Below are 14,676 nucleotides of genomic sequence, written 5' to 3' on the forward strand. Positions count from 1 at the left end.
TTCGAAGGCCCGGTTTTATCAAGACTTGGCTTATTCAGGCTTATGAGCGCCGACGCCCGCGGCGGCGCCCGCCCCCCGCCCCATCGGCATCGGCCCGCGCCGCATCAGCCTGCTTGTTGGGCGGCGACACCAGCGGGCCGATTTCGGAAATCACTTCCTCAAGCGTCGGCCGCTTGCCGGACTGATGCGCATCGAGCGCGCTGCGCATGGCAGCCAGGTGAACCGGGGACGTTCCGCAGCAGCCGCCTATGATCCGGGCGCCGGCATTCAGAGCCATATGCGCATATTTGGCCATCAGATCCGGTGTACCGGTGTAGACCACCTCGTCACCCCTGATCTGCGGTATGCCGCAATTGGCCTTGGCGACCACAATTGCATCCGGATAGGCCTCGGTGATGTCCATGATCGCGGCCAGAAGATCGGAGGCGCCGACGCCACAGTTGGAGCCGATCGCAACGGGCGTGCAGGCAAACTGGCCCTGCAGATCGCCCAGGCCTTTCGGAGCCAGGCCCATCATGGTCTTTCCGGCGGTGTCGAAACTGGCGGTGATGACCAGCGGCAGATCAAAGTCCTTCGCTGCTTCCGCGGCCGCTTTCATTTCCTCGACCGCAGACATGGTTTCCACCCAGAGAATGTCCGCGCCGCCTTCAACAAGTCCTTCCATCTGCTCCCGGAAGGCTGCAACAGCGTCTTCATAGCTGAGCGCTCCAAGTGGCTGGAAGAGCTCGCCGGTCGGGCCGACGGACCCGCCGATCAGAACGTCCCGTCCGGACGCTTCAGCGACTTCCCGCGCAAGCCTGACGGCCGCGATGTTCAGCTCCTTCACCCGGTCTTCAGCCTTGTGCAGCTTCAGCCTGTGCCGGTTGCAGCCGAATGTGTTGGTCAGGATGATGTCCGAACCCGCATCGACAAAGGACTTGTGCAGGGCCTTGATTTTTTCCGGTTCATCCGTGTTCCACAGCTCCGGGGCATCACCGGAGACAAGACCCATTTCAAACAGATTGGTTCCCGTCGCACCATCGGCGAGGAGTGCCCCCTTGCGGGCCAGAAGGTCTTCCAGCTTGGACATGCAGCAGTCTTTCGTCCTTGTTTCTTTCAGCCTGGTTCAGGCGGTGTCCCGCAATAGCAGATCTTGCGAGGAAATCCACGCCGTGTTTCTCACGAATCCGGCATTTTCCAGTTGCCGCCGAGCCGCTGGGATCGCACGCCGCAAAAGGGTCCACATCGCCTGTCGATTGCCCTGATTTTACGTCCCAATGGAGAATTACCGCGGTTTCAAACGGACACGGACTGTCGCCAGCGCGCCTTTTTTCCGATGCTGACATATGATGGGATCGCCGATGCAAAAAAGCCGGAAAAACAATCAATAAAACGACATGACGGTTTTAAGGTATTGTGCGACGGATCTGAAGCCGGGTTGCCACCTTACCTGAGAAAGACTACGGCAACCGAATTACCATTTTTGGAGCCATAAAATGTCAGACGCTGCCACCTCTGGCCGCCGAGGAAGAAGCGCCCGCCGCGAACGGCGGCAGTCGGGTCCGGGCGGACAGGCCGTACCCTATATTTCCAGAAACATACCGAACTACGAGGTCCTCAGCGACGAAGGCGCCGAGAAGATCGAAGAGAACGCCGACCGTATTCTTGCGGAAATCGGCCTGGAGTTCCGCGAAGACCCTGAAGTCATTGCCATCTGGAAAGAGGCCGGCGCGGAAGTCGACGGTGAGCGGGTGCGGTTTCCGAAGGGCATGCTGCGCGAGCTCCTGAAAACCGCCCCCTCGCAATTCACCCAGCATGCGCGCAACCCGGCGCGCAATGTCGAGATCGGCGGCAACAATCTGGTGTTTGCCCCCGTCTACGGCCCACCCTTCGTCACGGACCTCGACCAGGGCCGCCGTTACGGCACCATTGAGGACTTCCGGAATTTCGTGAAGCTGGCCTATATGTCGCCCTGGCTCCATCATTCCGGCGGCACCGTCTGTGAACCGGTGGACCTGCCGGTGAACAAGCGCCACTTCGATATGGTCTATTCCCATATCAAGTATTCCGACAAACCTTTCATGGGATCGGTGACGGCGCCAGAGCGGGCCGAAGATTCGGTGAAGATGGCGCAGATTACCTTCGGCGAGGACTTCGTCGACCAGAACTGCGTCATGATCCAGCTCATCAACGCCAACTCGCCGCTGGTGTTCGATGCAACCATGCTCGGTGCATTGAAGGTCTATGCGCGTCACAATCAGGCCTGCATCGTCTCGCCGTTCATCCTGGCCGGTGCGATGAGCCCGGTGACAGTGGCCGGAACGCTCGCGCAGGTGCTGGCCGAAGCCATGGCCGGCTGTGCCCTCACCCAGCTCGTCCGCCCGGGCGCACCGGTGGTGTTCGGCGCCTTCGTCAGCTCCATTTCCATGCAGTCCGGCGCACCGACCTTCGGCAGCCCGGAAGGCTCACTGCTGCTGAACGGAGCGGCAAAGCTCGCCCGGCGGCTGAACCTTCCTTTCCGCTCCGGCGGTTCCTTTACCGCCTCCAAGGTCGCAGATGCACAGTCGGCACAGGAATCGGCCCAGACGATACTGGCCACCGTCCAGTCCGGCGTGAATTTCGCGCTGCACGCAGCCGGCTGGCTGGAAGGCGGCCTGTGTTCGTCCTACGAAAAATTCGTCATGGATGCGGACCAGCTCGGCATGATGCACGTACTGGCCAAGGGAATCGAAATTTCGGAAGAAACACTGGCAATGGACGCCTTGCAGGAAGTCGGTCCGGGTGGCCATTTCCTGGGCGCCGCCCATACTCAGCGTAATTTCGAGAGCGCATTCTTCCGCTCCCAGATCGCCGACAACAACTCCTATGAGCAATGGCTGGCCGATGGCGAACTGGATGCCGCCAGACGCGCCAACACCAAGTGGAAGGAAATGCTCCGGGGCTATTCCGGCCCGCAGCTCGACCCCGGGATCGACGAAGCCTTGCAGGCCTTCATGACCGAAAGAAAGGCTTCTTTCCCGGACAGCAACGTCTGATCCATCTGACGTCTCAAACGCCCTGCCACCCGGCAGGGCGTTTTCCTTTCCGGCAACCTGCTCTTTCCCGAGTCATTGCAGTACCCGTAATGTCGCCCGGGCCGTTCTCCCCCCAATTCCCGGCAGGCCACTTTTTTGAAAGGCAATTGAACATTTTACGGATTATCGTCTAAAGCTCTGCTGACACGCCCACGTCCCTTCCGGATTTTCCCTGCTCGCCACGAGAAAGCTGATGACCGAAAAAAGCCTGCCCGCCGACCTTGATCTTTTGAAGACCCTCTCCGAAGACCTGACAAGCTGGCTGACGGCAAAGGCGCTTCCGGTCTGGTCGAACGCCGGCGCGGACGCAGAACGCGGCGAGTGTTTCGAGGCCATAGATCTGGCGAGTTTGACGCCGGTTGCCGCACAGCGCCGTGCGCGTATCGTCCCCCGACAGATTTATTCCTTCCTGGAAGGCGCAAGACTCGGCTGGCACGGGCCGGCGGCAGAGCTTGCCGGCGGGATTCACAGCTGGTTCGTGAAACACTACCTGACATCCGACGGCTATTACGCTGCCGCGGTGGACCTGGACAACGCTGTTTCCGATCCGGCCTTTGACCTTTACAATCAGGCATTCGCGCTCTTCGGGTTCGCACAGATCGCCGCCTCGCTTCCGTCCCGCCGCGCCATGGCGACCGAACAGGCAACGAACCTGCTCAAGTGTCTGATCGAGAACTACCGGCATCCGGAGGCCGGCTTCCGCGAGGATAATCCGGACCGCACGCCGCTCTGTTCAAACCCGCACATGCATCTCTTCGAAGCCTGCCTTGCCTGGGAAGCAATCTCGGACGATCCGGCCTGGGCGACCCTTTCCGACGAAATCGCCGAGCTTGCGCTGACGCGGTTCATCGATCCGGTCAGCGGGGGATTGCGCGAATTCTTCGACCTGAACTGGGAACCCATGCCGGGCGAAAAAGGCCGGGTCATGGAACCGGGCCACCAGTTCGAATGGGCCTGGCTGCTTGCCCGGTGGGGACAATCCCGCAGCGATGCCGGGGCACTGGTTGCCGCACGCCGCCTTTACGACATCGGCTGGACCTACGGCATCGACGAGACCCGCGGTACGGCCTTCATGTCTCTCAATGACGATTTCACCGTCCGCGATCCGATCGCGCGGCTTTGGGGCCAGACCGAATGGATCAAGGCAGCCATTGCGCTGGCTCAAATCTCGGCAGGGCCGGAAAGAGACGCCTATCTCGCAGATATTCCCGACGCGGTTCAGGCACTGAAGATCTATTTCAAGGGCGTTCCAGACGGTCTTTGGCGTGACAAGCTGCGCCCGGACGGAACCTTTGTCGACGAACCGGCAACGGCCAGCTCGTTCTACCACATCGTTTGTGCGATTTCGGAACTGGACCGCTTTGTCAAAACCCTCTGACCACCTTGCGTTGACGGATTTAGGCATCGAATGACGAAACAAGAGCAGGAAACGACGCAAACCGTCTTTTCAATTACCCTCCTCATTCGATAGCTTCTCGCCCTAATCGGTATTGACGACAGACACAGCTACAAGGAAGTGGAATGTCCCAGGCTCAGATCATTGACGGCAAGGCCATCGCGGAATCGGTTCGTGCGGAAATCACACGCCGGGCCGCCAAATTGCTCGAATCCAGCGGCAAGCGGCCGGGCCTGGCGGTGGTGCTGGTCGGCGAGGATCCGGCCAGCCAGGTCTACGTGCGCAACAAGGACCGTGCCGCGGAAGCCTGCGGGTTCCACTCCGTCAAGCACACGCTGCCCGCGGAAACGAGCGAGGCGGACGTCCTCAAGCTGGTCGACGAGCTCAACAACGACCCGGATATTCACGGCATCCTGGTGCAGTTGCCCCTGCCCGGCCATATCGACGAAAGCAAGGTGCTGCGTCTGATCCGCCCCGAAAAGGACGTCGACGGCTTTCATCCTGTCAATGTCGGCCTGCTGACCGCCGGCGAGCGTGACAGCGCGCTGGTTCCCTGCACGCCGGCCGGCAGCCTCGTCCTGCTCAAACGAACACTGGGGGACACGCTTTCGGGCAAGAATGCCGTCGTCGTCGGCCGGTCCAACATCGTCGGCAAACCGATGGCAAGTCTTCTGCTTTCGGAGAACTGCACGGTCACCATTGCCCACAGCCGCACACAGGACCTGCCGGGTGTCGTTCGCAGTGCCGACATTGTCGTGGCAGCAGTAGGCCGTCCGGAAATGATCAAGGGTGACTGGATCAAACCGGGTGCAACGGTGATCGACGTCGGCATCAACCGTATTCCCGCACCCGAACGCGGCGAAGGTAAATCCCGCCTTGTCGGCGATGTCGCCTTCGACGAGGCAGTGGCTCACGCCGGGGCAATTACTCCCGTTCCGGGCGGTGTCGGCCCCATGACGATCGCCATGCTTATGGTCAACACGCTGACCGCGGCAACCCGCCTTCTCGGTCTTCCGGAGGATGAACCGCTTTTCTGATCTGCAGGCATGTCGCCACCAATCGACGACTTTCTCCCGGCCGCGCCATTCGGGCCCGCATTTGTCGCCCCGGACTTGCGCGCGGCTTCGGGCCATGGTCTACCCTTGTTTGGATTGCCTTAACCATGGGTGACCTATCGTAAGAAGAGTGGGGACTGCTTTTGCAGCAGGCCGGGAGCGGCGGAATTCGCTGACGTCTTCCGGTCCATCCAAACCGTCAGGCGGCAGTAAGTGAAGGGTCTACCGTCCTGCAGCTCCGGCTTCGTGCCGGACAGGAGAGTTCACTCTCCCATTCAGTTGGAGACCAGTGCGGTTTCCGGCGCGTTTTCTGCTGCCTCAAAATTGGCGGCTGCCTGCGTGATCCTCGCATTGCTGTCGTTCACCGCAACGCAGGTTCAGGCCTTCGAACTCTTCGGCTGGAAATTTTTCGAATCTTCCGAAGAAGAACAGGAGGCGGTGCCGGACCCGTTACCCTACGAGGCGGAGATTTCCGTTTCCGCCGGCGAGGAAGAAACGACCAGCGAGCTGAAAAGCGCCTCGATACTCGTTCAGGAACAGAGCAAACCACCCTCGGGAGAAGCTGGCCTGTTGTCCCGCGCCCTGTCGGACCGGGAGAGACTTGTCGCGAAGCTTTACTCGGACGGGCGTTACGGTGGCACGGTCGACATCTCCTTGAATGGTCTTCCGCTTGAAACAGCGCTGGAACAGAGCGACCTTCCGGATGCCCGCCCGGTCAAGGTCAACATTCTGATCAATCCCGGCCCCGCCTTCACATTTGGCAAGGTTTCGGTTTCGTCCAAGGGAGGCGACCTCTCCACCGACCCGGCGTTCTGGGGGCTGACAGGCGGGGACGTCGCGGCGTCAGGCAAGATCCTGACTGCTGAAAATCGCATCTTGTCGATCCTCAGGGGGCGCGGCTATCCGAAAGCCAGGATTGCGGAACGCCGGATCACCGCCGACCACAGTTCCAAAAGACTTGACGTCACACTGCTTGCTGATGCCGGTCCGCAGGCCCGCTTCGGGCGCGTCTCCGTCAACGGAACAAAGGTCACCGATCCGGATTTTGTCGTCCAGCAGGCCATGCTGCCTGAAGGTGGCATCTATTCCCCGGAGGACCTGGCACGGGCCCGCAAACGGCTGAACGAGCTCGGAATCTTTTCCTCCATCAGGCTTGTGGAAGGAGAGATCGAAGGGCCGGACGGCAGCCTGCCGATCACCATCGAGGTCAGTGAACGCAAGCGTCATGTCATCGGCGCGGGCGCTTCCTGGTCAAGCACCGAAGGCTTCGGCGTCGAGGCCTACTGGCGCAGAAGGAACCTCTTCGGCCGCGGCGAATTGCTGTCGATCGACGGCTCCGTGGGCCGGCTCGGGAACGAAAGCCTTGCCGATCTGGAGTATTCCGCCCGCATCGCCTTTGAAAAACCCGGCGTATTTGGTCCATTGACGAGTTTTTCCACCAGCCTTGGCGCCAAGCAGGAAAATCCGGACGCCTACAAGAGCCGATCCATTACCTTCGACGCCTATCTGAACCACCAGTTCGGTGAAACGCTGAAGGGACGCGCGGGCGCGGAAGTCTATTATGCAAACGAAGATGACGTTTTCGGCGAGGCCGACTATCTGCTCGCCGGGTTGCCCGCGGAGCTGACGTTCGACAACAGGGACGACTTGCTGAACCCGTCCAAGGGCATCTTTGCCGCCCTTTTCATGGAGCCCGCCTACGACACGCTGAATTCTAACGCCATGGGCTTCGTCAAGGGAACGGTCTCCAGCTACTTCGCACTGGATGACTCGAAGCGTTTCATTCTGGCTGGGAAAGCCACCGCAGGTTCGATCTTCGCGCCATCGGTGGAAGCCATTCCGGCCAGCCGCCGCTACATCGCGGGCGGCGGCGGCTCCATTCGCGGCTACGCCTACCGCAATGTCGGGCCGCGCGTGGATGGCGAAGTGACCGGCGGGCGGTCGATCATCGAACTCTCCGGAGAAGTCCGCATCCAGGTAACGGAGACGATCGGCGTCGTCGGTTTCGTCGATGCCGGCAATGCCTATGAGGACAGTTTTCCCGATTTTTCGGAAGGTCTGAAGGTGGGCGTAGGGGGTGGCTTGCGCTACTTTACTCCAATAGGACCGCTTCGCATCGATGCGGCCGTCCCGCTTGATCCGGAAAAGGACGATCCGGATTTCGCCCTTTATGTCGGTTTGAGCCAGGCGTTTTAACGCATATGCGTTTTTTGAAACTCACTTTTCGAATCCTCGGATTCCTGACCGCGGTTACGATTCTGCTTCCGCTTCTCGTGCTTGCCGTGTTGCAGGTTCCGGCCGGACAAGCCTTTGTTTCGGGCCTTGTCAGCCACTTTGCCTCCTCCGACGCGCAAACCGTCAGGATCGAAGGCCTTCATGTCGGGTTCAATCTCGATGCGAAGGTGGAAAACGTGTCTGTCGGCGACGCCGAAGGCGACTGGCTTCAGGTGGGCGAGGTCGGCCTGACCTGGTCGCCGCTCAGCTTGCTCGCGGGTGACCTGGATATTGTGTCCTTGTCCGTCGGACAGGTGGATCTGATCAGGCAACCGGCTGCCGAAGCCGCGTCTTCAGGCGGTGAAACGGACACTGCGGACAGTACAAGCGGTTTCTCGCTACCGCTGAATGTCTCACTGGACCGCTTGAGTGTCGGAGAGATCAACCTCGGCGAACCGCTGCTGGGTGCCCCGATGTCCCTGACCGCCTCCGGTGCGGCCTCCTTTGCCCTTGAACCAGCGCTTTTCAAGGCGGATCTCGATGTCCACCGGATCGACGGTGTCGACGCGTCGCTCACCGCCAAGGCAGAATTCGAACCGGCGGCAGAGGCGCTTGCCTTCGACATTACGGTTTCCGAACCACGCGGCGGGCTGGCTGCGCGTCTCCTGGACGTGCCGGACCTTCCTGCCCTGCAAATGGAACTGACGGGTCAGGGCCCTTTGACGGACTGGGCCGCAAATCTAAGTCTTGCACTGGATGGCCGGGAAACCGTATCAGGCTCCGCAAAGATCGAGGAAATCGAAGGTCAGCGACACCTCTCCTTTGACCTGGATGGCGACCTTGCGCCGCTGGCACCGCCATCGGCTCAGGCCCTCGTTCTTGGCACGACAAAAGCCACCGGCAACGCCGTCTTTTCAAAGGACTTCGCCCCGCATTCCGCTAACCTGAACCTGAAGACCAGCACGGTCAGCCTTGATGCCAGTGCCGGACTGGAGGGTGCTGCGGTCAATGCAACGGGCACGCTTGCCGTTTCGGCCGGCGACAATGCACTGATCGCCGTCGATATCGGCGAACGGCGTATCGCCTTTGGTCCCCTGAAGGCCCACGTTGCAGTCTCGGGAGCACAATCGGCAGCCGACTGGTCTGCCAAGGTCAACCTGGCGTCCATCCAGACCAGCGAGGCGCGGACGGGGGCAATCGACCTGGAACTATCGGGAGCCGCGGCAGACCTCACACCGGACGTACTGACCTCGCCCTTCTCGCTTTCGTTGGAAATTGCCGACCTTGAGGGCCTGACGCCTCAAACGGAACCCCTGTCCGGTCCGGTCTCACTCAAGGGGGATGGAACGCTCGATGCTTCAAGGCAGACGTTGACGATCGCGAACCTGTCTGCGAATCTCTCAAACGCCACCGTGAGCCTGACCGAGACGGGCCTGTCCCCAAAAAGCGTTGCGGGTCAGGGCAGCTTTTCACTGGCCGATCTTTCGAAATTCTCAGGTTTTGCCGGGCGCGACCTCGGTGGCAACATGTCGGGTACATTCTCGGCCGACCTGGATCCCACGAAGATTAAAGGCTCCGCGGCCATATCGATTGTCAGCCACGATCTCATCACCGGCATCGCTCAGGCCGACGCCCTCCTGAACGGGGAATCCGGTCTCGACATGAGCCTCGACATGGCGGGGCTGGACGACATCGGGATCAAAAATCTGTCGCTGAAAAACGCTGCGCTCAAGGTATCCGGGGAAGCGCGATACCAGCAGGCCTCGCTCACTTCCTCGGTGGAGGCAAGCCTTGCGGATCTGGCAAAACTCGATCCGCAGCTTTCCGGCGCCTTGACACTCGATGTCAAAACCTCCGGGCCGATTGACGCGCTGGCTGTGGAGGCCCAAGCCAATTCGAAGCAGATCCTGCTTGCCGGCACACCTCTTGACGACCTTTCCCTGCGAGCAGAGGCCACTGCCGACCTTGCCGCTCCGACCGCCAAGGTCAAAGGGTCTGCTTCGCTGAATGGCCAACCCGTTGCCGTCGACGTTGTACTGAAAAGCGAAGATGGCGGCGCAGCGGTCGATCCGCTGTCGGTGGATGTTGCGGGCAACAAGGTCACCGGTTCTCTTGCCGTCGCCGATCTGAACAACGCCTTGGAGACCCTGCAGGGCGATCTGAAAATCGACGCACCCGACCTTGCTTCTCTGTCGCCCCTGCTCCTGACGGAGATCACCGGCCGTATCGAGGGCACGGCGTCCGCCGACCCGGACAACAAGTCCCTTCTCCTGGATGTAACCGGATCCGACATTGCGGTTCCCTCGCTGAGCCTTGGCAGTGTGCGCCTGAAAGCCAATCTGTCCGCCCCCTATGCGCCAGAAACCGTCACGGCGGATATCGTGCTTTCCGATCTCGTCACCGATCTCACCCCCGTTCACAGCGTCAACATTCAGGCGATGCCGGAAGGCGATGGCACGGCGGTCACTGCGGCAGCAAGCCTGGACACGTCGGGAAAGGACGGAGTGACCTTGGCCGCCCACATCAGCGAACCGGACGCCGGCAGTTACGCCGTGGCGCTGTCGCAACTGGCCATGCACTACCAGGGCATCGACAGCCGGCTGAAACAGCCGGCAACGATTACCTTTGCCAACAGCAACGTGACCATTCAGCCGCTCGAGTTGCAGCTTGGACAAGGCGCCCTTACCGTGTCCGGCACGGCGGGGGACCGGCTTGATCTGACGGCCAGCCTGACGTCCGTTCCAGTGAACCTGGCGAACGCCTTCGTTCCTTCGCTCGGCCTCGGTGGAACGCTGTCCGGCAAGGCAACGGCAACGGGCAGCGCTTCACGACCGGTTGCCGAGTGGTCTATCACCGGGTCCGGCCTCACGGCAGCCGAACTGAGGACCAACGGTCTTTCGGCGCTCGGCCTTGACACCAGCGGCACCCTGAAAGACAACCGGATTACCCAGACAACCAGGGTCAGCGACCCCAACGGCTTGAACCTGTCGGCATCCGGCACGGTCGGACTTGATGCTCCCATGCCGATTTCCCTGACGCTGGACGGCACCGTTCCGACCGCCGCCCTCCGTCGTCCCCTGCTGGAAGCAGACCTCAGGGCAGATGGGGCGGTTGCCCTGAAGGGGAAAGTGGGCGGCAATGCCGGCGCTCCGAGCTACCAGATCACGGCAACGCCTTCCGGGCTTAAGATCACCAGCCTCTCCACCGGATTGACCATCCAGAATATTCGAGGCTCCGCGGCAGTGACCCAGGACCGGGCCTCTCTCAACGGCATTGCCGGTGACCTTGCAACCGGCGGCACGCTCACGGCAAGCGGCACGGTTGGCATGAAAGACGGCTTTCCGGCCGACCTCGCCGTGAAGTTGAACCAGGGCCGCTACGTCGATCCGGGTCTGGTGACTGCGGATGTGACGGCAGATCTGAAGATCTCCGGGCCACTTGCCTCGCCATCGAATTCGGCATTGATCGGCGGCCAGATCACGATCAACAAGGCGGATGTGTCTATTCCCGAATATCTGCCGGGTGCAATCCCTCCGGTGGACGTGCGACATGTGAATGCACCCAAGGCGGTCCGGCAGCAGGTCGCGGAAATGGGGGGGGAGCCCAAAGGGTCCCAAACCCAGCAGCGCAGCCAGCCACCGCGTCTCGATATTATCCTGTCCGCCCCCGGAAGGATCTTCATACGAGGGCGCGGACTGGATGCGGAACTCCAGGGCAATCTGAAAATCGCCGGAACGACAGCCGATCCGCAGGCGGTCGGCGCGTTTTCCCTCAAGCGCGGCCAGCTCGAGATATTGACCCGGCGTCTGGTCTTTTCCCGCGGCAGTGCCACTTTCGAGGGATCCCTTACTCCTCTCATCGATTTTGCAGCCACCACGACGGTCAACGATACGACGATCACCGTGAGCGTGAGCGGGCAAGCGGACGACCCGCAGATCACTTTCAGTTCCTCACCGGAACTGCCGCAGGACGAAGTGCTTGCCCTGCTCCTCTTCGGCAAGAGCGTCGGCAACCTGTCGCCCACCCAGGTCGCCCGTCTGGCCGCGGCCATCGCAACGCTCACCGGCGGTTCAGACAACGGCCCGCTTGCCGCAATCCGCAAGTCCCTCGGTCTTGACGCGATTGACATCAACACCGACGGAGAGAACGGCCCCTCCGTCTCGGTCGGAAAATACATCAATGACAATATCTATCTGGGCGTCGAACAGGGAACCGGATCGAACTCGAGCCGCGTCAAGGTCGACATCGATCTCGACCGTGGCCTGAAGGTACGCGGCGAAGTGGGCGCAGACGGATCCTCGAAAGCCGGTATTTTCTTCGAACGCGAGTATTAGGGTGCGGACCCGTAAAATTGTGCATACACCGAATTAAATCCACTTCGCATTTTTGTCAGGGAAACGGCATGTTCGCGTCGTCGTTCGCTCTCCATGCGACAAATCGACCACCCGCTGTTGCGACCCGAGGTCTTCTCATGCGAGGTTACCGGCCATGACCCAGACACAAAAACGAATTGCTCCGTCCCATATGACAAACTCCGTTTATTTGGCGCCGGAGGCAGCCGAGAGTAACAGGAGTTCAGTCATGTCCAGCAGCAGCAGCGACTACACCTTGGGTGAGCGGATCTGCAAGGCCAGGGACACGGCGGGCCTGTCCACCGCACAGCTTGCGCGCCGTCTCGGCATCAAGACCGGCACCCTGCAGAGCTGGGAAAGCGACCGCTCCGAACCGCGTTCCAACAAACTGGTTCTCCTGGCCGGTGTCCTGAATGTCAGCCCGACCTGGCTTCTGGTCGGACGGGGAACGCCGCCGGTTGCCGAGGAAGCTGGCGGTACGGATATCGACAGCCTGCGGGTCGCGCTCGACCGCCTTCACCGGCAAGCCCAGGCGCTCACCGACGAAATCTCCGTTCTGCAGGAACGTCTGTCCGGGGTCTGATTGGCTTTGGCCTTACCGGCCGCTCCGCCGCCCCTCTCACAGTAACGCAGTAAAATGGCTCGCCGCGTCCGGCGGGCCAGACTGTGGGCTGTGCGCCCCCACGCTCCGGCGGCGTTAGCTGCCGTACCAAGTCCTGCCAAAAGGGCTTGCCAGAGCCTTCGCCTGCCCCCTATTTCTCTTGTTACCCGTTCAAGCATCAATCGGACGTCTATCCGTCCAAGACTTCCAGGAGACATGAATGTCTTTGAACACTGCACTCTTGAAACAACAGGTTTACATCGATGGAACCTGGCTCGATGCGGACAGCGGAAAAACGCTTGACGTTACCAATCCGGCCACCGGTGAAACAATCGGCACAGTTCCCTTTTGCGGTCGCGCGGAAACCGCAAGGGCAATTGCCGCCGCTGAAATGGCGTTGCCGGGCTGGAAGGCGCTGACCGCCGAAGCACGCGCCAGCCACATGCACAAATTGTGCGACGTCATCATGGACCGGATCGACGATCTTGCTGTCCTTCTGACCACGGAAATGGGCAAGCCTCTGGCCGAAGCAAAGGGGGAAATCGCACTTGGGGTGAAGTACATCCGTTTCTTCGCGGAAGAAGGCAAACGGATCTACGGCGACACCATTCCCTCGCCCTGGCCTGACCGGCGCATCCTGGTGACGAAGGAACCCGTCGGCGTCGTCGGTTCGATCACACCCTGGAACTTCCCCAATTCCATGATCGCCCGCAAGCTCGGCGCCGCCCTTGCCGCCGGTTGCACCATGGTGATGAAACCCGCCGAATTCACGCCCTACTCCGCCCTCATCTACGGCGTCATGGCGGACGAAGCCGGGTTGCCAAAGGGCGTGGTCAACATCGTTACCGGCGATGCCCCCGCCATCGGCGAGGAAATGTGCGAGAACCCGGTTCTGCGTAAAATCACCTTCACCGGTTCGACCAGGGTCGGCAAGCTGCTCGCTTCCAATGCCGGCAAGCACATGAAGAAGATCTCCATGGAGCTCGGCGGCAACGCCCCTTTCATCGTGTTCGACGATGCCGATCTCGACCGCGCGGTCGAGGGAGCGATTGCCAGCAAGTTCCGCAACTCCGGCCAGACCTGCGTCTGCGCCAACAGGCTCTATGTCCAGGCAGGTGTCTACGATGCCTTTGCCGAAAAACTTAAGGCCGCGATTGCAGCGCAGCTCAAAGTGGGCAATGGACTGGAGGCCGGCACCACACAAGGTCCGTTGATCAACGAAGCGGCTGTCGACAAGGTCGCAGATCATGTTGCCGACGCATTGTCCAAGGGCGGCAATCTGCTGACCGGCGGCAAACGCCCCGAGGGCCAGGGCACCTTCTATGAACCGACCCTGATCACCGGTGCGACCAGCGACATGAAGGTCGCCCGCGAGGAAACCTTTGGACCGCTTGCCGCACTCTTCAAGTTCGAAACCGAGGAAGAAGCGATCCAGCTGGCCAACGACACCGAGTTCGGTCTTGCCTGTTACTTCTACACCGAAAACCTCGGCCGCAGCTTCCGTGTGATGGAACGGCTTCAGTATGGACTTGTCGGCGTCAATGAAGGCGTTATCACCACGGAAGTCGCCCCTTTCGGCGGTTTCAAGGAAAGCGGCATCGGCAACGAAGGCTCCAAATACGGCCTCGATGACTATCTGAATGTGAAATACAACTGTATCGGAGGCCTGGGGCTCTAGGCTCCGCCTGTCCCAGCCTCAGCGGCTGCACGGCCGGCCTGTCAGGCCGGCCGTTTGTTTTTCATGCCCCGAGATGGCCGCCGACCGTCGGAGCTCGGTCGCATTTCCCGCCTGTCACACCAGCGACATCAGCTCTCTCTCGACCGCGCGGAAGACCTCGACATGGTCGATGTTCATCTGTTCGATGCCGCAGCGGACAGCCTTTTCGAAAACGGACCGGTCGGCCCCGCCATAGAACATCTGGGTGACAAGCCCGGCCAACTTGGCCTCGGCAACGAGATCCGCATTAAGATCGTCTTCGTGAAACTCCAGGATGTGGGCATCCTG

The 14,676-nt window shown here is 60.8% G+C and carries 8 protein-coding genes and 1 pseudogene; 7 read left to right on the top strand and 2 right to left on the bottom strand.

Translation table 11 applies throughout. The annotated features are described in order from the left end of the window. Nucleotides 1-40: 40 nt before the first annotated feature. Nucleotides 41-1,069: a betaine--homocysteine S-methyltransferase gene (gene bmt / locus ACQY7U_RS07125; RefSeq protein ID WP_428643147.1), complete on the bottom strand. Its 1,029-nt coding sequence runs from the start codon at nt 1,067-1,069 to the stop codon at nt 41-43. Nucleotides 1,070-1,475: 406 nt separating this feature from the next. Here bmt and ACQY7U_RS07130 point away from each other — a divergent pair, with 406 nt between their 5' ends. The 7 genes from ACQY7U_RS07130 to ACQY7U_RS07160 all read left to right on the top strand — a co-directional run bounded on the left by ACQY7U_RS07130 (nt 1,476) and on the right by ACQY7U_RS07160 (nt 14,349). Further along, entirely contained in the window at nt 1,476-3,014 is a 1,539-nt protein-coding gene (locus ACQY7U_RS07130; RefSeq protein WP_428643148.1) for a trimethylamine methyltransferase family protein, read from the top strand. A 232-nt stretch (nt 3,015-3,246) separates the two neighbouring features. Next, nucleotides 3,247-4,431: an AGE family epimerase/isomerase gene (locus tag ACQY7U_RS07135; RefSeq protein ID WP_428643150.1), complete on the top strand. Its 1,185-nt coding sequence runs from the start codon at nt 3,247-3,249 to the stop codon at nt 4,429-4,431. A 143-nt stretch (nt 4,432-4,574) separates the two neighbouring features. After that, nucleotides 4,575-5,486: a bifunctional methylenetetrahydrofolate dehydrogenase/methenyltetrahydrofolate cyclohydrolase FolD gene (gene folD / locus ACQY7U_RS07140; RefSeq protein ID WP_428643151.1), complete on the top strand. Its 912-nt coding sequence runs from the start codon at nt 4,575-4,577 to the stop codon at nt 5,484-5,486. 357 nt (nt 5,487-5,843) lie between these two features. Continuing rightward, nucleotides 5,844-7,700, top strand: a complete 1,857-nt coding sequence (locus tag ACQY7U_RS07145; RefSeq protein ID WP_428643152.1) for an autotransporter assembly complex protein TamA — start codon at nt 5,844-5,846, stop codon at nt 7,698-7,700. Between the two features lie 5 nt (nt 7,701-7,705). Then, nucleotides 7,706-12,052 carry a translocation/assembly module TamB domain-containing protein gene (locus ACQY7U_RS07150; RefSeq protein ID WP_428643153.1) on the top strand — a complete coding sequence of 1,449 codons (4,347 nt, stop codon included), beginning with the start codon at nt 7,706-7,708 and terminating at the stop codon, nt 12,050-12,052. Between the two features lie 247 nt (nt 12,053-12,299). Beyond that, nucleotides 12,300-12,653, top strand: a complete 354-nt coding sequence (locus tag ACQY7U_RS07155) for a helix-turn-helix domain-containing protein (protein WP_428643154.1) — start codon at nt 12,300-12,302, stop codon at nt 12,651-12,653. Between the two features lie 238 nt (nt 12,654-12,891). Continuing rightward, complete coding sequence (locus ACQY7U_RS07160) at nt 12,892-14,349, top strand: NAD-dependent succinate-semialdehyde dehydrogenase (protein WP_428643155.1); 1,458 nt, start codon at nt 12,892-12,894, stop codon at nt 14,347-14,349. 114 nt (nt 14,350-14,463) lie between these two features. Here ACQY7U_RS07160 and ACQY7U_RS07165 read toward each other — a convergent pair. After that, a pseudogene (locus ACQY7U_RS07165) lies at nt 14,464-14,676 on the bottom strand (glycerophosphodiester phosphodiesterase); the annotation flags it as partial.

The organism is Roseibium sp., assembly GCF_050301095.1.
Taxonomy (GTDB): Bacteria; Pseudomonadota; Alphaproteobacteria; order Rhizobiales; family Stappiaceae; genus Roseibium.

Coding starts and splice junctions, on each gene's coding strand:
- bmt (WP_428643147.1), bottom strand. CDS start 1,069: ATGTCCAAGCTGGAAGACCTTCTGGCCCGCAAGGGGGCACTCCTCGCC.
- ACQY7U_RS07155 (WP_428643154.1), top strand. CDS start 12,300: ATGTCCAGCAGCAGCAGCGACTACACCTTGGGTGAGCGGATCTGCAAG.
- ACQY7U_RS07130 (WP_428643148.1), top strand. CDS start 1,476: ATGTCAGACGCTGCCACCTCTGGCCGCCGAGGAAGAAGCGCCCGCCGC.
- ACQY7U_RS07135 (WP_428643150.1), top strand. CDS start 3,247: ATGACCGAAAAAAGCCTGCCCGCCGACCTTGATCTTTTGAAGACCCTC.
- ACQY7U_RS07160 (WP_428643155.1), top strand. CDS start 12,892: ATGTCTTTGAACACTGCACTCTTGAAACAACAGGTTTACATCGATGGA.
- ACQY7U_RS07150 (WP_428643153.1), top strand. CDS start 7,706: ATGCGTTTTTTGAAACTCACTTTTCGAATCCTCGGATTCCTGACCGCG.
- folD (WP_428643151.1), top strand. CDS start 4,575: ATGTCCCAGGCTCAGATCATTGACGGCAAGGCCATCGCGGAATCGGTT.